This window comes from Mesobacillus stamsii, assembly GCF_030814065.1.
Taxonomy (GTDB): Bacteria; Bacillota; Bacilli; order Bacillales; family Cytobacillaceae; genus Mesobacillus; species Mesobacillus stamsii.
Map to the genome: position 1 here is coordinate 159,819 of NZ_JAUSUN010000005.1, position 18,091 is coordinate 177,909.

15 protein-coding genes and 1 other annotated feature are annotated in these 18,091 nt (G+C 44.6%); of the genes, 3 read left to right on the forward strand and 12 right to left on the reverse strand.

Annotated features, from left to right (window positions below; all coding sequences use genetic code 11):
* Positions 1 to 28: 28 nt before the first annotated feature.
* The 4 genes from J2S25_RS06055 to thpR form a co-directional block, all read right to left on the reverse strand.
* Positions 29 to 802, reverse strand: a complete 774-nt coding sequence (locus J2S25_RS06055; protein WP_044392571.1) for a phosphotransferase family protein — start codon at positions 800 to 802, stop codon at positions 29 to 31.
* 291 nt (positions 803 to 1,093) lie between these two features.
* The gene (gene pulA / locus J2S25_RS06060; RefSeq protein WP_307191513.1) at positions 1,094 to 3,232 is read right to left on the reverse strand and encodes a type I pullulanase; all 2,139 of its coding nucleotides are present in this window, start codon (positions 3,230 to 3,232) and stop codon (positions 1,094 to 1,096) included.
* 72 nt (positions 3,233 to 3,304) lie between these two features.
* Positions 3,305 to 4,273 carry an NERD domain-containing protein gene (locus J2S25_RS06065; protein WP_307191514.1) on the reverse strand — a complete coding sequence of 323 codons (969 nt, stop codon included), beginning with the start codon at positions 4,271 to 4,273 and terminating at the stop codon, positions 3,305 to 3,307.
* A gap of 35 nt (positions 4,274 to 4,308) precedes the next feature.
* A complete protein-coding gene (thpR, locus tag J2S25_RS06070) occupies positions 4,309 to 4,884 on the reverse strand; it encodes an RNA 2',3'-cyclic phosphodiesterase (protein WP_307191515.1) in 576 nt (191 codons plus the stop codon).
* 188 nt (positions 4,885 to 5,072) lie between these two features.
* On the opposite strand from thpR, the gene cysK reads away from it, so the two are divergent.
* Positions 5,073 to 6,008: a cysteine synthase A gene (cysK, locus tag J2S25_RS06075; protein ID WP_307191516.1), complete on the forward strand. Its 936-nt coding sequence runs from the start codon at positions 5,073 to 5,075 to the stop codon at positions 6,006 to 6,008.
* A 94-nt stretch (positions 6,009 to 6,102) separates the two neighbouring features.
* On the opposite strand, the gene speD is transcribed toward cysK, so the two are convergent.
* The 3 genes from speD to pepV form a co-directional block, all read right to left on the reverse strand.
* Positions 6,103 to 6,951 (reverse strand): adenosylmethionine decarboxylase, encoded by an 849-nt coding sequence (gene speD, locus J2S25_RS06080; protein ID WP_307191517.1) that lies wholly within the window; start codon positions 6,949 to 6,951, stop codon positions 6,103 to 6,105.
* Between the two features lie 183 nt (positions 6,952 to 7,134).
* Complete coding sequence (dat, locus tag J2S25_RS06085) at positions 7,135 to 7,989, reverse strand: D-amino-acid transaminase (protein WP_307191518.1); 855 nt, start codon at positions 7,987 to 7,989, stop codon at positions 7,135 to 7,137.
* Positions 7,990 to 8,019: 30 nt separating this feature from the next.
* Positions 8,020 to 9,435, reverse strand: coding sequence for a dipeptidase PepV (gene pepV, locus J2S25_RS06090; protein WP_307191519.1), 1,416 nt, complete (start codon positions 9,433 to 9,435; stop codon positions 8,020 to 8,022).
* A 459-nt stretch (positions 9,436 to 9,894) separates the two neighbouring features.
* Between pepV and J2S25_RS06095 the strand changes: the two genes are divergently transcribed.
* Positions 9,895 to 10,116 carry a DeoR family transcriptional regulator gene (locus J2S25_RS06095; protein ID WP_023626930.1) on the forward strand — a complete coding sequence of 74 codons (222 nt, stop codon included), beginning with the start codon at positions 9,895 to 9,897 and terminating at the stop codon, positions 10,114 to 10,116.
* Between the two features lie 76 nt (positions 10,117 to 10,192).
* Here the strand turns inward: J2S25_RS06095 and J2S25_RS06100 are convergent, their stop codons facing one another.
* Complete coding sequence (locus J2S25_RS06100; protein ID WP_307191520.1) at positions 10,193 to 10,903, reverse strand: pseudouridine synthase; 711 nt, start codon at positions 10,901 to 10,903, stop codon at positions 10,193 to 10,195.
* Positions 10,904 to 10,989: 86 nt separating this feature from the next.
* Positions 10,990 to 12,618, reverse strand: coding sequence for a putative polysaccharide biosynthesis protein (locus J2S25_RS06105; protein WP_307191521.1), 1,629 nt, complete (start codon positions 12,616 to 12,618; stop codon positions 10,990 to 10,992).
* A 228-nt stretch (positions 12,619 to 12,846) separates the two neighbouring features.
* Here J2S25_RS06105 and J2S25_RS06110 point away from each other — a divergent pair, with 228 nt between their 5' ends.
* Positions 12,847 to 14,115: a BaiN/RdsA family NAD(P)/FAD-dependent oxidoreductase gene (locus tag J2S25_RS06110; protein WP_307191522.1), complete on the forward strand. Its 1,269-nt coding sequence runs from the start codon at positions 12,847 to 12,849 to the stop codon at positions 14,113 to 14,115.
* Positions 14,116 to 14,181: 66 nt separating this feature from the next.
* On the opposite strand, the gene J2S25_RS06115 is transcribed toward J2S25_RS06110, so the two are convergent.
* From J2S25_RS06115 to leuS, 3 genes are all read right to left on the reverse strand, one after another.
* Positions 14,182 to 14,367 carry a sporulation protein Cse60 gene (locus J2S25_RS06115; protein ID WP_044392589.1) on the reverse strand — a complete coding sequence of 62 codons (186 nt, stop codon included), beginning with the start codon at positions 14,365 to 14,367 and terminating at the stop codon, positions 14,182 to 14,184.
* Between the two features lie 55 nt (positions 14,368 to 14,422).
* Positions 14,423 to 14,734: a rhodanese-like domain-containing protein gene (locus J2S25_RS06120; protein ID WP_307191523.1), complete on the reverse strand. Its 312-nt coding sequence runs from the start codon at positions 14,732 to 14,734 to the stop codon at positions 14,423 to 14,425.
* A gap of 154 nt (positions 14,735 to 14,888) precedes the next feature.
* On the reverse strand, positions 14,889 to 17,303 hold the full coding sequence (gene leuS, locus J2S25_RS06125; RefSeq protein ID WP_307191524.1) for a leucine--tRNA ligase: 2,415 nt from the start codon (positions 17,301 to 17,303) through the stop codon (positions 14,889 to 14,891).
* 80 nt (positions 17,304 to 17,383) lie between these two features.
* Positions 17,384 to 17,605 (reverse strand) — a binding site (T-box leader).
* Between the last annotated feature and the right edge of the window lie 486 nt (positions 17,606 to 18,091).

Below are 18,091 nucleotides of genomic sequence, written 5' to 3' on the forward strand. Positions count from 1 at the left end.
CCAACGACCGTTCACAAACTAGCTATTCTTAAAAAAGGGACTTTAAAAATTCAATCCATTTATCCATTTCAGGAATGCGCTTTTGATTTTTGTGCCATTGAATCGATGTTAATGACTGAGCGACAACATACCATTTCATGCGCAGTCGAAGGTTATCGGTCAAGTGTATCCCATACTTTTCCAGCCAACCTTCCCATTCCTCTACTGGTATATAGGAATAGAGGAGGAGGCCAAGATCAATCGCAGGATCAGCGATCATCGCACCGTCCCAATCAATTAAATACAACTGGTTGTCTTCGGTGAGCAGCCAGTTGTTATGATTGACATCGCAATGACAAACTACTTTTTCAGCGCAGTCAACATCGCCGACAAATTCAGTCAGAAACTTCAACGCATCACTGACTGCAGGATTCCTACTCCATTCCTCATCTAAATCTTCCTGTAAGGCTTGAAGGAACATCTCGGGTTTCAGCGGACTTTTTCCCAGCCTTGTCAGCATTCCAAGAAGCGGATCGGAAGCATGAATTTTCTTCAGCAGCCTGGCAACTCGATCATTGTTCATATCCCCGGGCTTCAGCTCACTTCCGTTCATCCATTGCTGCGCCGTTATCACATCTCCGTTTTCTAACCTTTTCGTCCAAACAAGCTTAGGTACGATTCCTTCTGCGGAGAGTACAGCAAGGAAAGGGGATGAATTTCGTTTTAAAAACAGCCTTTGTTCCTCATGCTGTGCAAAAAAGGCTGCACCTGTTGCGCCGCCAGCAGGAATAATCTCCCAATCCTGTCCAAATAAATGTTCCAAAGTTAGTCACCTTCATTTATCACAATTTCCCCTATGCTGAAAACTGGAAATGGATTCTGTAAAATCTAAATCTAAATTCGCTGTTGAATTGAATAGAAAGCGCATTCCTCCCGGAAAACTGGAACAGTGAAGTTGGCGCTTTTGACTTCACTCGCTTTACAAGCGTCTCCTGCTACTTTGTTAAATAATAGTTGAAATACACAAAATGGCTTATCTAATAAATTTTATCCTCGACAGATCGGTACGTCAACCCCAACGGCACGAATTTAACATTGGCAAAAAGTTATCCATCTATTTTGCTGCTATGAAAAGAGAGCACGGCTCGAGCAGAACGTTATTTCCTTCCAGTTGTCGAGATGGCTGTGCCGAGGCATTTTGATGGTCAGCAAGAACCATCCATTTTGCCTGTTCCGGCAGTTCTGCTGTCTGCTGGTCCAAGGAAGGGTTGAACAGCACGACGATTTTATCCCAGCCTGCTTCTGCCTGCAATTCAAATCCGATCAACGGAGTCTGAAGTGGCAAAAACGTTAATCGCCGGCGGACTTCTTCACTGTCATCCATTCTGAAAGCTTCGTTCGCTGTTCGAATCTCGATCATTCCCTTGATGTAGCTAACATGATTCAGGTTATGATCCCGAAGGTCCCAATCCAGCCAGTTGATGTCATCAGGAGATCCATAACTGTTGGCAACCCCCTTCTTTGTCCGGAAAAATTCTTGGCCGCTGTGTAAAAATGGAATGCCCTGCGCCAGCAAAACCATCGATGTTGCCAGCTTGTGCTGCCTTTTTAAAATCGCTTCTTCTTCCTCAGGATTGGCTATTTTCAGCTTATCCCATAACGTATGGTTATCATGTGACTCAATGTAGTTCACCGACTGAGTCGGCTGGAGGAATAAGCTCTTCCACTTGCCCATTCCAATGCTGCCTGCCAGTACCTGTTTTGCGGCTTCCAAATACCGCTCATTGCCCAAGGCATACCCTTTATCATAAATATTAAAAGTACTGCCCTTGATGGAATCCCGAAACCAGTCATTAAACTGACCAATTTTTGGCAGCTTTGCCTGGTTGGCAATATTGGCTTTCCGGTCATCCGGCAGCGGAGTATTCAAATCCCACCCCTCGCCAATGATCAAAACATCAGGCCTTGCATCGTCCACTGCCTTTCTGACGGCAGTCATCGTCTCCACATCAAGGATTCCCATCAAGTCAAAGCGAAAACCGTCTACCTGATACTCCTTAAGCCAGTACAGGACAGAATCAACGATGTATTTTCTCCCCATCAGCCTTTCAGAGGCGATATCGTTCCCGACTCCGGTCCCGTTGGAAGGAAGACCATTTTGATCATGCCGAAAAAAATAACCGGGGACGATTTTTTCAAAAGAGGAATCTTCCCGAATATAGACATGATTAAAAACAACATCCATGATGACACCCATACCCATTTTATGGATCGCAGAAATCAGCTGCTTCAGCTCGGTGATCCGATTGTATGGATCTTCTGGATCTGTCGCATAGCTGCCATCTGGCACATTATAATGGACAGGATTATACCCCCAGTTATAAGAACGTAAAGGGGCCCGTTCGTCTATCCCTTCAAAATCATGAAAAGGAAGAAACTCAATATGGGTGACACCTAGCTGCTGTATATAAGAAAGGCCGGTACTCTCCCCTTTTGGAGTCGCGGTATTCATCTCCGCAGCGCCCAGATAGGTTCCTTTTTTCGAAGCACCACTGTTCGGATGCATAGTCAAATCCCTGATATGGGCTTCATAAATGATCGCATCAACCGGACTCCTCATAGGTGGGCAACTGGTTATTGCTACGCTAGCTTTGGCGCGATCGATCACCACTCCATATTCGCCATTCACCGTTGCTGCGGTTGCATATGGATCAACCGCCTCTCGCCATTCAAGATTGACACACACTAGGAAGGAATAGCGATAAAGCTCTAGGTCTCGTTCAACAGTAATACTCCACACGCCTTTATCTGCCCTTCTCATATGGATGAATTCGGGATGTTGCTGATCATCCGTAAGCAGCTTCAACCTGACTTTCCCGGCAGTAGGAGCCCAGAGCTTGAACGTGCTTTTTTCAGGTGTATAGCTGACCCCAAGATCCATTCCCTCGTAAAAAAAGCATCGGTCAAATTCCTCTGTACGGATGACTGCTCCGATTTGCAGATCTGTTTTCCCACCATGATCCGTTACTATTTCATATGGCTTGCCGATATCCGGCTGGATACTGGCCCGGCAACTATATTTCACCATTTCCTCAAGGTTTATCGTTTCCTGGATTTCCAAAGGCAAATCAATGCCCTCTCCTTTGAGCCGGAATTCTTTGGATTCACCATAAAAATAAGAATAAGGCAGCAAAACTGTTATCAAGTCTACTTGATCAAGATAGGCATAAAACTCCCTTTCAATGGCAATCATTTCGTTTTCACTCCTCGAGCTGCTTGATTGTTCGTTCTGACAGGATCCCTAATGCGATTCTTGTAGGCTTCCTTATTCACCATCTCCTGGCTGATTCTCCCATTCAAGTCTCCTGACCGATGTCGTCTGGCAAAATTGCAGCAGCACCTGAGCTGCTTTTAATTGGATATGCTTTAATGGTGATTTCATTCCTCGCTGACCGATAAACCAGTCCGCAAAATCCCGTTTATCAATGAACTGAACTCCGTACGGCGGCAACGGATAATCGAAGTAGCCATTTCGCGACAGCAGCAATTTTTGCACTGGCAGATTCACTTCGTATAAATCAAAAAGAGCTTTGACAATTTTTTCTGTCCTGTTCAAGGGAATCAGTGGATTAAGGATTTTGGCTTCCGTATTTCTTGTTTTTTTGATCCAGAATCGGTCCTTTGAGCCGATAAAAGCAGCATCCTCCTCTGCTTCCATAAAAGAAATACACATCGCGGCGACGGGAGTGATCAGGACCAGTTCCGCTTCGACCGGCGCTTTTTTCAGTAAAAAGATAGGTTTATATAAAACGAGGAAGGTATCAGGAAAACGCTGAAGCAAAAACTTCAGGGTCGGGTCATGCAAAAAGTCTTTTGCAAGAAAGGATCTCTCCGTCAATGTGGAACTCGCCCATTTTAGCTGGAACGGCAGCAAATTATCAAGGAAATGCTGCTTTAGTCCCTCTTCCGTGTGGATGCTGTGGAGAGAATCGAATGCACCGGCACCGAACAGAATGTCCTGTTCTTCGCTGTGTCGCTGGCCTTCTGGGATCATTTCCGCTTCTACTCCTGATCCATGCAGCCGAATTCTACTCTTGATTTTTTCAAGAAAGGACTCAGGTAGTGGTGGAGAGGATTCCTTCATAAAATCGATTGGCTGGTCCGATCCGTGTTCCCACTTCTCCTTCCATCCTTCCCACTGCCTTTTTTTCAGCCGGACATACCTCGAAGGATATAGATAAATATCTTGAGCATAGCGCGATACATAATCTTGAAGTTTGATTAATTGTGCCATTGATTGACCTGCCTTCGTTCCTGCTTCCCTTAGCCTTATTCATTGGGAGCAAGCGGGAATTGTTCGATCGGTTCATACTTAGGGCTTTTCCCCAAATGGGTCTTGTACAAAACAACCCTTCCAGCCTGAAAGGAAATTGGGTCCTTTTTAAAAGGACTCACTGCCCCGAGTGCTGCCTTAGAAAAAGGGGCTTCCCCCAGCCATTTTCTCGCGATGGTAATATGCGGACTGAAGGGACGTTTTTCAAGATGGAATCCTGCAGCAAGGCAAGCTGCAAACACATCCTGCCTGACTTCTGTCAACGTACGTGAGTCTTTAAGCCCCGCCCAAAACACTCGAGGCGCATCGTTGCGGCCAAAAATGTCCAAGCGGTCGACTATCAATTCAAAGGAAGTTTGCAGCTTTATTGATGCTTCCACTCGTTCATTGGCAGCTTCGATCTTCTCATTAGGAGCATTTCCGAGAAACGCCAGTGTAATATGTAGATCCTGAGGATGAACCCAAGATTGAAATGGGAATTCTTTTTTCAAGTGTTCGATTCTGCTCTGGATCTCTGCTTTCGCCTCTCCAGGAAGCTCGAGCGCATAGAAAAAATGAGCATGCTGGTCCAATTGTGATCAACATCCTTTCTCGTCTTATTGTAGCAAATGGCATGTGAAATTGGCAGATATTCCTTCAGAACTTTTATTCCATACAAGTTGATCGGAATAGTATTTTTTTATATGATAAAGAGAAGATAGGATTATCTTTTCGATTGCTTCCCTTAGAAACAATCGAACATATTAAAGGAGGATACCCAATGAGAGTCGTTCCTACTATTACTGCATTAATCGGTGAAACACCGTTAGTAAAATTAAACCGCCTGGCACCTGAGGGCGGGGCATCGGTTTACTTGAAGCTTGAATACTTCAATCCGAGCAAGAGCGTCAAAGACAGAGCTGCCTTCAACATGATCGAGGCAGCTGAAAAGGAAGGAAAGCTGAAGCCCGGCTCAACGATCATTGAGCCAACAAGCGGCAATACAGGAATCGGACTGGCGATGAACGCAGCGGCAAGAGGCTATAAAGCCATCCTCGTCATGCCTGATACGATGACAATGGAAAGAATCAACCTGTTAAAAGCCTACGGGGCTAAAGTCGTGCTCACACCGGGAGACGAAAAGATGCCGGGTGCAATCAAAAAAGCAGAAGAATTACGAAAGGAAATACCCGACAGCTATATGCCAATGCAATTTGAAAATGCCGCAAATCCTGATGCCCACCGGAAATCAACCGCAAAGGAAATCATCGAAGCAATGAAAGTACTGAAAAAACCGTTGAGCGCGTTTGTAGCTACAGCAGGAACCGGAGGAACGATCACCGGAACGGGCGAAGCATTAAAAGAAGCATTTCGGAACATGAGCGTACACGTCGTCGAACCAGCTGGGTCGCCTGTCCTGTCAGGAGGCAAACCCGGAAAGCATAAACTGGTTGGCACAAGTCCAGGCTTTATTCCCAAAATCCTCAATCAGGATGTGTACGAAAAAATCCATAAAATTGAAGATGAGGACGCCTACGAAACTGCAAGAAGGCTCGCCAAGGAGGAAGGCATCCTTGTCGGCCCATCCTCAGGCGCTGCGTGCTTCGCAGCCATCGATGTTGCAAAGCAGTTAAAACCAGATGAAGTCGTCATTTGCATTGCTTGTGATACCGGAGAAAGATATCTTTCCAGCGATTTATTCCGGTTTGAAAATTAACCGTTAAGACTCGTTAGCAATAGCGAGTCTTTTCTTATTTTAAAATCTCTTGTCTATCGACCTTTCTTCCATGCCGGATTTCTATACCATCCCGCTAGTTGTCCAACTCTTCGTCGTCCTCTTCAAAAATGGTCCCAGAGTGAAGTGTCACTCCGGAAACGATTTCTTCCATCTCGGCTTGAATCCTTTCAGAGATTTCTTCCCGTTCTTCGGGGGACAATGAATCTTTCGTATAGCCGAAAAGATAATTATCAAGATCAAATTCTCTTAGCTTGCATTTAGTATGAAAAATATTTTCTTGATAAACATTGATATCAACCATATCGAATTGATCTTTTACATTTTCCGGAATATAGTTTTGAATCGAGCTTATGTCATGGTCGATGAACAGCTTGTTCCCTTCCTTATCCCTAGTGAAGCCTCTTACTTTATAATCAATCGTCATTACATCGGTTTCAAAGGAATGGATGAGATAATTAAGCGCTTTTAACGGCGTAATCTCCCCACAAGTGGAGACATCAATATCCGCCCGGAACGTACTGATCCCTTCATCAGGATGGAACTCCGGGTAAGTATGAACAGTAATATGGCTTTTATCTAGCTGCAATACCACATTGTCTGGCAATGGTCCGGGCGATTCATCATACGCTCCATTCGGAATCTCCACAACCGGACCTTCGGATACGAGGATCGTCACACTGGCACCCTGGGGCACGTAATCTTGCTTTGCGACATTAAGGACATGCGCTCCAATGATATCTGCCACATGGGTGAGTATTTTGGTAAGCCGTTCTGCACTATACTGTTCATCTATATATTCAATATACGCTTCCCGCTCTTCCTTCGTTTTCGTATAACAGATATCAAACATATTAAAACTTAATGATTTCGTAAGATTATTGAATCCATGTAATTCGATATGCTGTTCAGGTGTGAATTTCATTTTTATTCCCCCCTGTTCGGTTTTCCAAATAAGAAAAGTCCTGACAAGCTTTCTTATACGGAAACAAAAGCAGTCCTGTTTTTTTAAATATTTTTATGATACCCATTCCTGTCAAGAAAAAACAAAGCAAGCGATTGCTGATCTAGAAAAAGAACCTGCAGCTTTACTGCTGCAGGTTCATAGTCAGATTTGTCCGCATTGTCGTTCAATTTCTGCTTTGAAAAGAGCTTGGAGCTGCCTCGTAACCGAACCTGGCCGCCCGTTTCCGACTGGTCTTCCAGCGACCTCGACAACTGGCATGACTTCGACGGTTGTACCAGATGAGAAAACTTCATCGGCTGAGGATAATTCATCCAGCGAAAATGCTCGCTCCTCAAATGGAATGCTCTCATTTCGACAGATTTCCAACATCTTTTGTCTTGTGATTCCATTCAGAATATGGTTGTCTGCCTGGTGGGTAATGATCACCCCATCTTTGACAATTGATATATTGGAATGGCTGCCTTCCGTAACCGTTTCTCCGCGATGGAGAATGGCCTCGAAGCAGTTTGCTTCTGCCGCTCTTTGTTTGGAGAGCAGGTTTCCTAATAAGTTCAGGCTTTTAATGTCACAGCGGAGCCAGCGAATATCCTCATCAAGGATGGCACATACCCCTTTTTCCATCGGTTCCACAGAGCGAGGTACTTTGCGCGTATAAGCAACAAAAGTAGTCGCGACATTTTCTCCCGGAAAAACATGATTTCGGGGAGAAATTCCCCTTGTAAACTGCATATATACCGTTCCGGTATCCACTTCGTTTTTCAAAATGAGTTCTTCCATTCTGGCTAAAAGTTCTTCAGGACTGTACGGTAGCTTCATCTGGATCTTTTCGGCACTCTCCTTGAGCCGCTTTAGGTGCTCCATCCCGGTGAACATTTTCCCGTTGTACACGCGGATGACCTCGTATACGCCATCACCAAACTGGTAACCCCTATCCTCTATGTCCACCTTCGCTGCTGACCTGTCCAGCGTCCTACCATCAACCATTACATATTCCATTTTCTTCCCCTCCTTGGTTTACGAAAATCTCTATTTTGCCAATTCATAAATAGCCTGAGCGTAGATCGCCGTTGCTCGCAAAAGATCTTCGATGATTATATATTCATCCTTCTGGTGTGCGATATCGGGTCTGCCAGGGAACAGCGGGCCAAATGCCACCCCAGATTCGAGTGACCTTGCATAAGTACCGCCGCCAATGGAGAGCAGTTCTGCCTTTTCGCCAACCTGTTCTTCATAAACTTTTTTCAACGTTTGGACAAGGAAATTATTTTCATCAACATGATGCGGGTGAGAATTCGAGAAATTCTCGATCGTCAACCCTTCCGTTTCTATAAGCTGATACAGAATTTTTTTGGTCTTTTCCAGATCCGTCGTAACCGGATAACGCATATTCAATCCTGCACGGCCGCCAGTCTCGCGGGAATACGATAGTTTCCCGACATTGATGGTCAAGTCTCCAGTGATATCATCGGAAAAAGCAATGCCCAGCTCCTTGCCCCGAGAATCCTTTCCCAAGTTGTTGGCGGTAAATCGGAAGAATTTTTCACTATTTCCATCAAGATTTAATTCAGAAAGGAAGTCGGCCATTAAAAGTCCTGCATTTTTTCCATTGTCCGGTTCCATGCCATGGGCAGAAACTCCTTCCAGTTCAAGGACAAGCTTGCCACTCTCGACGGTCACCTTTCCTGCTAGTTCCTTTTTCCGTTTGAATTCGTCAAAGCGCTGAACAATATCTGTCTGGCCCTGCAAAACGGCAAGCTCCGCTTTTGCGTAATCCGGCACCATATTATATCGGCGACCGGATGAAAATTCGATTACTTCGGAATCAAAGCCTTCTTTTTCGATAACAGCTGGTTTGTATACTAAATCATAATCAGCAATTCCTTTTTCGGCAAAAATGATTGGAAAATCAGCGTCCGGCGCAAAACCGATCGCAGGCATTTCTTCCTGTTCAAAATAATGGTCGACACAGCGCCATTCACTTTCCTCATCCGTGCCAATGATCATCCTGACACGTTTATTAACGGGCAAGCCTGATTCTTTGACAATTTTCATCGCATAATATGCGGCCATGGTTGGACCTTTGTCATCAATTGCTCCTCGAGCATAGAGTTTTCCGTCGCGAATGTCAGCGCCATACGGGTCGCTTGACCAGCCATCCCCTTCTGGCACGACATCGACATGGCAGAGAACACCGACGATTTCTTCTCCCTGGCCGAATTCCAGGTGTCCGGCAAGATTTCCAACGTTTTTCGCAGTGAAGCCATCCTGTTCTCCTAATTGAAGCATAAATTCTAATGCTTTCTTTACCCCTTCCCCTAGCGGCGCGTCCAAGGTGCTGTTTTCATCATCGAGAACACTCTTGATTCTCAAGAGCTGCTGAGCATCTTTGATCAAGTCCGATTCTCTTTTTTTTACTTCTTCCATCCAGTTGATCGAAGTCAAGGTGAATACCTCCAATTAAGCGTTATATGTAGCTTTATAGGATCGGGAACATCAAGATGTATTTAGTACCGCAAATCCCATTTGAAAACTTGAATATTATTTTACTCCTTTTTAGCTCGATCCGTAAACAGTGGACAGCCTATTGCTATTTAAATTTTCTAATAACAATCATATTTACGGTGTTTCACAACATATCGTAAAGTATCTATATTGTAAAGAAAGGGGACGGAAGCAAGCGAATTGTTAAATTTTCATAAAAAACCGTGAATAATCTGGAATTTTGAGTTGGTAAAGTGTAAAATAGTCAAAAAAGGTAGGACATCATATAACTTCCTTTTTAAAATGGACGCAAAAGGAGCTGTCTGTATAGAAGAAACTACATACTTGAGGATTCGTCATCAATCAATGTCGGTTGCAGGAATATGACAAAGGGTTTAAAAAAGGATAGGGAGTGGTTGTTTGAAACCTTCGACTAACCGGATGATAAACCGCATCAAATCCATCTACATGTATATATGTCAGAATGGAACTGTCACAACTCAAGATCTTGTAGAGGAATTCGGAATTACTCCTCGAACCATCCAGAGGGATTTGAATGTCCTGGCTTATAACGACTTAGTAAAAAGTCCGAGCAGAGGTAAATGGACAACGACCCAAAAAAAAGTGAAAATGTCGTCTTAGGAACATAACGAAACGTATACCAAACAATTGAATACACAAAAATCGCCGAGGGAGTTCCAAGGCGATTTTTTATCTTTCATAAGTTTTGCAGCAGGTCGATTTCTTCGTCTGTCAGCTCTCTGTACTCTCCTAGCTCAAGCGTTTCATCCAGCTGCAGTGGGCCCATCGAGATTCTCTTCAAGTAAACGACCCTCTTCCCTACCGCAAGGAACATTCGCTTCACCTGATGAAACTTCCCTTCAGTGATCGTCAGTTCGATGTCCGAAGTCAAGCCTGATTTTACGATGACAAGCTCTCCAGGTTTCGTCTTATACCCGTCATCAAGAGTGACTCCCTGCTTGAAGGACACTATATCCTGTTCCGTCACTTCTCCCTCAATCACCGCAAAATACGTTTTTGGCACATGCTGTTTCGGTGATAACAGCCGATGGGACAGTTGTCCATCATTCGTGAGTAATAAAAGTCCTTCCGTATCCTTGTCAAGCCTACCGACCGGAAAAGGCTCAAACACCAAATCCTCCGCTTCAAGCAGGTCGATGACCGTCTCCTCATGGCTGTCTTCCGTAGCGGAAATGACGCCAGGCGGCTTATTCATCATCAAATAGATAAACTCGCGATATTGAATCTCCTCTCCATTGAAAGTAATCAAGTCCTTTTTAGGATTCACATGCTGTTTGGCATCCTTAATGAATTCACCATTCACTATAACAGCACCATCTTTTAAAAGCTTCTTCACCTCTTTCCGGCTCCCGTATCCAAGGTTGGAAAGCACCTTATCTATTCTCATCGTATCCCTCCCGTTTTCACATGGGCATAGGCCCATTCCAATTTTTTGTTAGCTTTCCTATAAGGATGCAGCGAAGCCCATTTCAATTAAATGGGAAGCCTTAATTTTCGCTTGATTTGCGCAATGCGCTCCCCGAACAGCCTGTCCAGCAGTTTTGTCCGGAATCCCAGATAAAAGTACACAGCAGCACCTACAATAGCAGAAATAAGAATGAGCAAAATCGAATGGAACTTGCTGGCCGGTGACATAAACTGAACAAGCACACGATAAAAAGCGGCTGTTGCCCCTGCCATCAATCCCGAAAACACAAGGATTAGGACAATTCTCCTCGTTACAAAACCCATTGGATATTTTGCGAATTTTTTAATAACTAGCATATTGATGATGATTGCGACCAAATAGCCTAGTGCAGTCGAAATCACAGCCCCCTGCGTTTCAAATAGCTTGATCAACGGAATGTTCAGACTCAGCTTCACCAACAATCCCGTCAGCAGGCTTAAAATCGTAAAGCGCTGCTCATTGATCCCTTGCAGGATTGCTGCAGTTACGGAAAATAGGGCAAACAGGATCGCAACTGGCGCGTACGTTGCCAATACTTCTGTTCCTAAATCATTATGCGCATAGAAAACAGTGTACATTGGTTCCGCTAGCAGGGCAATGCCAACAGCAGCCGGGACTGTCAGATACATCAGTACCTGGAAGGTTTGATCAAGCTGCCTCCTCATCCCCTTACGGTCGTTTGCTGTAAAAGCTGTCGTGATGCTTGGAACAAGTGTCAATGAAAAGGCCGTGGCCAATGAGACAGGAATAATCACCAATTTATGGGATTGGAAATTCAGCACAGAAAACGCGATATTCGCTTCATTCTGGCTGTTGCCAATTGCAATCATTGCTCGGTTGAATGTCATCATATCAACAAATTGGAAAAGCGGATTAGCAATGCCCACAAAGACGAACGGCGCTGCATAAACAAGTATTTCCTTATAGATTTTCTTTAAAGGTACATCCAATGTTTTTTTGTCTTCTGCCAGTAATTGATCCAAATGCGGTTTCCTTTTGACCCAATACCAGCCTAGCACTCCTAGACTGCCAAGTGCACCAATGAACGCTGCAAACGTAGCTACACTGACAGCGGTCACCATATCCCCATCCATTACGTTCAGCACAAAAAAAGCACCTGCAAGCATGAAGGCAATCCTGACAATTTGCTCCGCCACTTGAGAGACAGCTGAAGGACCCATCGATTGATGACCCTGAAAGAATCCGCGGATCAAACTCATAAATGGAACAACGATCAGCGCAAAACTGACTGCCCGGATAACGGTTGTCACATCCTCAGCCGTTATTTTCGCCTGATCTTCCCCACTCGTGTTCATGACAATCTCCGCCAGACCCGGGGCCGTTACATACATGAGCAAGAACGAGAAAACACCTGTCGCCAGCATGACAGCGACTCCTGATTTAAACAACTTCCTGCCGACAGCATACTCTTCAAGTGCATTATATTTTGCTATGAACTTTGAAACAGCCAACGGCACACCAGCCGTTGCAATACTTATAAAAATGGTATACGGAATATAAGAGAAAGAATATAAGGCGGTCCCATAATCTCCGACGATGGCAAAAAAGGGAATAACATAAAACAACCCAATCACCTTGGATAAAATGGTGCCAACCGTCAGTATGAACGTCCCACGCAATAGCTTAGATGACATATAATCCCTACTTTTCAATCTATAAAATAAAATCGGTTTACAAACTTTTATATTACCATAAACATGAGCCGATACAGTGATAATTATCAATTTCTTGCCTTCCTAGTTTACTCTTTCTTCAGCCTGACTGCCAGTTTTCAGGGTGAAGAACAGAAAGGGAAATGTTTTTAAAGAAGATGTATTATAATAAGAAAAGCGCAAACAGAAATTTTATAAGTTGGTGAAGCGATGAAATACGATGTAATTGTCCTAGGCGGAGGTCCGTCTGGGTTGATGGCTGCAATTGCTGCTGGCGAGCAGAATGCAAAAGTGATGCTCATCGATAAAGGGGACAAGCTCGGCCGCAAGCTGGCGATTTCCGGGGGCGGACGCTGCAATGTGACCAACCGCCTTCCAGTCGACGAAATCATTAAACATATACCCGGAAATGGGCGGTTCTTATACAGTGCGTTCTCCATTTTCAGCAATGAAGACATCATTTCCTTTTTCGAAGGCCTAGGAATTAAGCTTAAGGAAGAAGATCATGGCAGGATGTTCCCTGTCTCCAATAAAGCTCAATCCGTTGTTGATGCGCTTTTATCTAAGCTTAAAGATTTAAAAGTGGAAATTAAGACGAACACCCCCGTGGCAGACGTACATTACAGAGAAGGAAGCGTACAATCAGTTGAACTAAAAAATGGAGAAAGGATTTTTGCAGACAGCATCATTATTGCCGTCGGCGGAAAATCTGTCCCCCATACCGGTTCGACTGGCGATGGATATGCATGGGCCGAGAAAGCCGGTCATACCATTACTACCCTATTCCCAACAGAAGTCCCTATAACGTCTTCTGAACCTTTTATAAAGGAGAAAGTTTTGCAAGGACTTTCGCTAAGGGGAATCGCACTTAGCGTCCTTAATCCAAAAGGGAAACCACTGATTACTCACAAAATGGATATGATTTTCACCCACTTCGGCGTCAGCGGTCCAGCGGTCCTCCGCTGCAGCCAGTTTGTCGTCAAAGCGATGCAAAAATGGAATCTAAAAGAGGTTGTCCTGTCTCTGGATGCCCTGCCCGAGATGAAAGAAGAAGAAGTTTTCCAAGAAATTACTAAATTGATACAAGCCGAGCCAAAAAAAGCGATGAAAAATTTACTTAAAGGACTATTGCCTGAACGTTATCTATTGTTCCTGCTGGAGCGCAATGTAATCGATCCTGCAGTCCAGGGCGGTCAACTTGGCCATGAAAAAATCAGGAGTTTTGCGAAAACAATCAAGCAATTCGAATTCAAAGTCAACGGTACCTTGCCGCTTGATAAAGCCTTCGTCACCGGAGGCGGCGTCTCCATCAAAGAAATCGAACCGCAAACCATGGCATCTAAGAAAGCAGCTGGTCTGTACTTCTGCGGTGAAATCCTCGATATCCACGGATATACGGGCGGTTACAATATTACCTCAGCACTGGTCACCGGAAGACTTGCCGGGACAAATGCAGTCCAGTTCGCACTGCAAAAATAGAGTTGGAAAACTTAGTGTCCGTCATGGCCTTACTTTTTCACATAAAAAACAGAGCCTGAGTAATTTTCAGGCTCTGTACACAACCATGGCGGAAAAGCAGTAGATCTGCTCTTCTTCCTCTTCTTCCGGGATGACGGCGACATTGTATTTAATGTCCACTAGTTTTTTTTCATCTAGCTTTTCAAGAAATACGTTCATGTCCTGTTCTAAATCTTTTTCATGCTCATGATCAAACACTCTGACCTGGATCAAGGGAATCTTCCTTCCTTTTTACCATCATCTTTGCCAGAATGTCAGAATTTTATAATTAAGGACGTTTTGTTTCTCCGCTCCAGCTCATCATGCCGCCAATCATATTGCGGACTTTGAAACCTTGCTGGTTCATGAAGTGGCAGACATTGCCGCTGCGTGCGCTTGATCGGCAAATGAAAATGTATTCTTTGTCCTTATCGAATTCGTTCAATCTTTCTGGTATTTCGCCCATCGGGATATGCTTTGCTCCCGGTATCATACCGAATGCTACCTCGTCATGTTCCCGTACGTCTACCATTTCAAGCTTTTCGCCTGTTTCCAATTTCTTTTGAAGTTCTTGAGGTGAAATTGTTTCGATTTTATTCATAAATTCTTTCCTCCATTTTTTAAAAAATTGATGTTAAAGTATTTTCCCCTATTTATTATATAAAAACTCTTTTTATATTACAAAGGAAAAAACCTCATGGGGTATTTATTTTTCTGTAACAAAGGATCGCGCAATGCGATCCTTTGTAAACGAATTAGTTAGCAACAATGTTGACAAGCTTCCCTGGGACTGCAATTACCTTGCGGACTGTCTTGCCATCGATTTGTTCTTTAACGGTATTATCGCCCATCGCGATTTGCTCAAGCGTTTCTCTGTTGGCATCGGCGGGTACCATCATTTTTGCTTTGATCTTGCCGTTCACCTGGACTACGATTTCGACTTCGTCTTCGACTAGCTTGGCTTCATCATATGCAGGCCATGCTGCATAAGTGATTGACTCGCTATGTCCTAGCTTTTCCCAAAGTTCTTCCGTGATATGCGGTGCGATTGGCGCAAGCATTTTCACGAATCCTTCGACATAATGCTTAGGAAGCTCCTCAGCCTTATACGCTTCGTTTATAAAAATCATCATTTGGGAGATTGCAGTATTGAACCGAAGTCCTTCATAAGCTTCCGTTACCTTTTTAACCGTCTGGTGGTAGACTCTTTCAAGATTCGGGTTTTCCGCGTCCTTGATTTTCAAGCTCAGGTTGCCATTGTCTTCAACGAATAGGCGCCAGATGCGGTCAAGGAACCGACGCGAACCGTCAAGCCCATTGGCTGACCATGCAATTGAAGCATCAAGCGGTCCCATGAACATTTCATAAAGGCGTAGTGTATCGGCACCATGGCTTCCGACGATTTCATCCGGGTTGACTACATTGCCTTTTGATTTGCTCATTTTTTCATTGTTTTCGCCAAGGATCATCCCTTGGTTGAAAAGCTTCTGAAATGGCTCTTTTGTATGAACAACGCCTAAATCGTACAGGACCTTGTGCCAGAAACGAGCGTAAAGCAAGTGCAGAACTGCATGTTCTGCTCCTCCAATATAAATATCAACAGGCAGCCATTGCTTTAATTTTTCTTCATCTGCAAGTGCCTGATCATTTTTCGGATCAATGTAGCGCAGGTAGTACCAACAGCTGCCAGCCCATTGCGGCATCGTATTCGTTTCCCTGCGGCCTTTTTTGCCCGTTTTAGAATCGATGACATTCACCCAGCCATCAATATTGGCAAGCGGGGACTCACCTGTACCGGATGGCTTTATTTCCGTTGTTTTTGGAAGGACAAGCGGCAGCTGATCTTCTGGAACAGCTGTCATGGTGCCATCTTCCCAGTGGATGATTGGAATCGGCTCGCCCCAATAACGCTGGCGGCTGAACAACCAGTCGCGAAGGCGGTAAGTAACCTTCTTGTTGCCAATGCCTTTTTCTTCAAGCCAGGCAATCATCTTGCTGATGGTATCTTCCTTGTTCATGCCGTTAAGGAATTCAGAGTTTACGTGATCACCGTCGCCAGTATACGCTTCTTCCTGGACGTTTCCGCCGGCCACGACTTCCTTGATTTCTAAATTGAATTTTTTAGCAAACTCGTAGTCACGCTCATCATGCGCAGGAACTGCCATGATCGCGCCTGTTCCGTATGATACAAGAACATAGTCTGCGATCCAGACTGGCATTTTTTCGCCATTGGCTGGATTGATCGCGAACGCACCGGTGAACACACCAGTTTTGTCTTTGGCTAGATCGGTGCGCTCTAAGTCACTCTTGCTCTTGATTTCATCGATATATTTTTCGACAGCAGCCTTTTGCTCAGCTGTTGTAATTTTATCCACCAGCTGGTGTTCGGGTGCAAGCACTGCATAAGTTGCACCGAATAGTGTATCCGGACGAGTTGTGAACACCGTAAATGTATCCTGATTGCCTTCGATATGGAAGGTGATTTCTGCCCCTTCTGAACGGCCAATCCAGTTGCGTTGCATATCCTTTAGGCTTTCCGGCCAATCAAGTAAATCTAGATCCTCCAGCAGCCGATCTGCGTAGGCAGTGATTTTAAGCATCCACTGTCTCATCGGACGGCGCTCGACCGGATGTCCGCCGCGCTCACTTTTTCCGTCGATTACTTCTTCGTTCGCTAAAACGGTTCCAAGTGCTGGACACCAGTTAACAGCGACTTCGTCAATATAAGCAAGCCCCTTTTCATAAAGCTTCAGGAAAATCCACTGAGTCCACTTATAGTATTCAGGGTCCGTTGTGTTGACTTCGCGGTCCCAGTCGTATGAAAAACCTAATGCCTTGATTTGGCGGCGAAAAGTGTTGATGTTTTTCTCTGTGAACTCGGCCGGGTCATTCCCAGTGTCCAGTGCATATTGCTCTGCCGGCAGTCCAAACGCATCCCAGCCCATTGGATGGAGAACGTTGAATCCTTGCATCCTTTTCATCCGGGAAAGGATATCCGTCGCTGTGTACCCTTCCGGATGGCCTACGTGCAGGCCGGCTCCAGATGGATACGGGAACATATCCAGCGCATAGAACTTCTCTTTGCCTTTATCTTCCGTTGTTTTAAACGTTTTGTTCTGTTCCCAATGCGATTGCCATTTTTTTTCGATTTCCTGGTGGTTAAAACTCATCGTAACTGTCCTCCTGTTTGGTTTCGATTTATTTTAGCGAATGAATTTTCTTCAAAAAAAATAAAAAACTCCCGCCCCTGTAAAGGGACGAGAGATAATGTATGATCTCCCGCGGTACCACCCAAATTAGTGTGCAACACTCGCTTCATTCACCCTTAACGCGGAAAAACGGCAAACGCTACTTGTTGGTTCACGTCTGCAACTCAAAGGCGAGTTCATGATGGATCCTGTCTGGCTTGCACCGACCGCCAGCTCTCTACATCAGGCTTTGCACCATTACTACTCCTTGTCGAAGTCTTTCATTATGAATATAGAGTTATTGTAATAAAATTTCCCTGCGGATGCAAGCAGGGGTGGAAATAAATGATTACGAAAGATAGTTTATGAATGGTGGATAGGATTTGTGTAGGAATGGTATCTTGTTTTGGAAAAAATCGCACGGAATTTCCAGTTCGCGGAATCATGGGGGATTTTCGCGGAATCCACTGACACTTTCGCGGAATTATGAGTAGTTTTCGCGGAAGAAAAACTAACTAAGAAGTATGTAAAAAAAGTCACCAGGTTGCTGTTAAAACATCATGAACCATTCATCCCAGACCCCCCATCATTCCATATCCCCCTGGATCTTATCACTGGTGTCCAGTGCCCTCATTGCCAAACTTTCAGAATGGAGCGCATCCACGGGACCTGGTTATGCCAAAAATGTGGGAAGACAGCACGGGAAGCACATAAGACTGCTGTGAAAGATTATTTTCTTTTATATAGTCCTATTTTATCCAATATCCACT

What these genes read in the sequence shown, in the direction of transcription:
- J2S25_RS06120 (WP_307191523.1), bottom strand. Translation starts at nt 14,734, where the DNA reads ATGAATAAAATCGAAACAATTTCACCTCAAGAACTTCAAAAGAAATTG.
- J2S25_RS06100 (WP_307191520.1), bottom strand. Translation starts at nt 10,903, where the DNA reads ATGAGAATAGATAAGGTGCTTTCCAACCTTGGATACGGGAGCCGGAAA.
- cysK (WP_307191516.1), top strand. Translation starts at nt 5,073, where the DNA reads ATGAGAGTCGTTCCTACTATTACTGCATTAATCGGTGAAACACCGTTA.
- J2S25_RS06105 (WP_307191521.1), bottom strand. Translation starts at nt 12,618, where the DNA reads ATGTCATCTAAGCTATTGCGTGGGACGTTCATACTGACGGTTGGCACC.
- leuS (WP_307191524.1), bottom strand. Translation starts at nt 17,303, where the DNA reads ATGAGTTTTAACCACCAGGAAATCGAAAAAAAATGGCAATCGCATTGG.
- speD (WP_307191517.1), bottom strand. Translation starts at nt 6,951, where the DNA reads ATGAAATTCACACCTGAACAGCATATCGAATTACATGGATTCAATAAT.
- dat (WP_307191518.1), bottom strand. Translation starts at nt 7,989, where the DNA reads ATGGAATATGTAATGGTTGATGGTAGGACGCTGGACAGGTCAGCAGCG.
- J2S25_RS06110 (WP_307191522.1), top strand. Translation starts at nt 12,847, where the DNA reads ATGAAATACGATGTAATTGTCCTAGGCGGAGGTCCGTCTGGGTTGATG.
- pulA (WP_307191513.1), bottom strand. Translation starts at nt 3,232, where the DNA reads ATGATTGCCATTGAAAGGGAGTTTTATGCCTATCTTGATCAAGTAGAC.
- J2S25_RS06065 (WP_307191514.1), bottom strand. Translation starts at nt 4,273, where the DNA reads ATGGCACAATTAATCAAACTTCAAGATTATGTATCGCGCTATGCTCAA.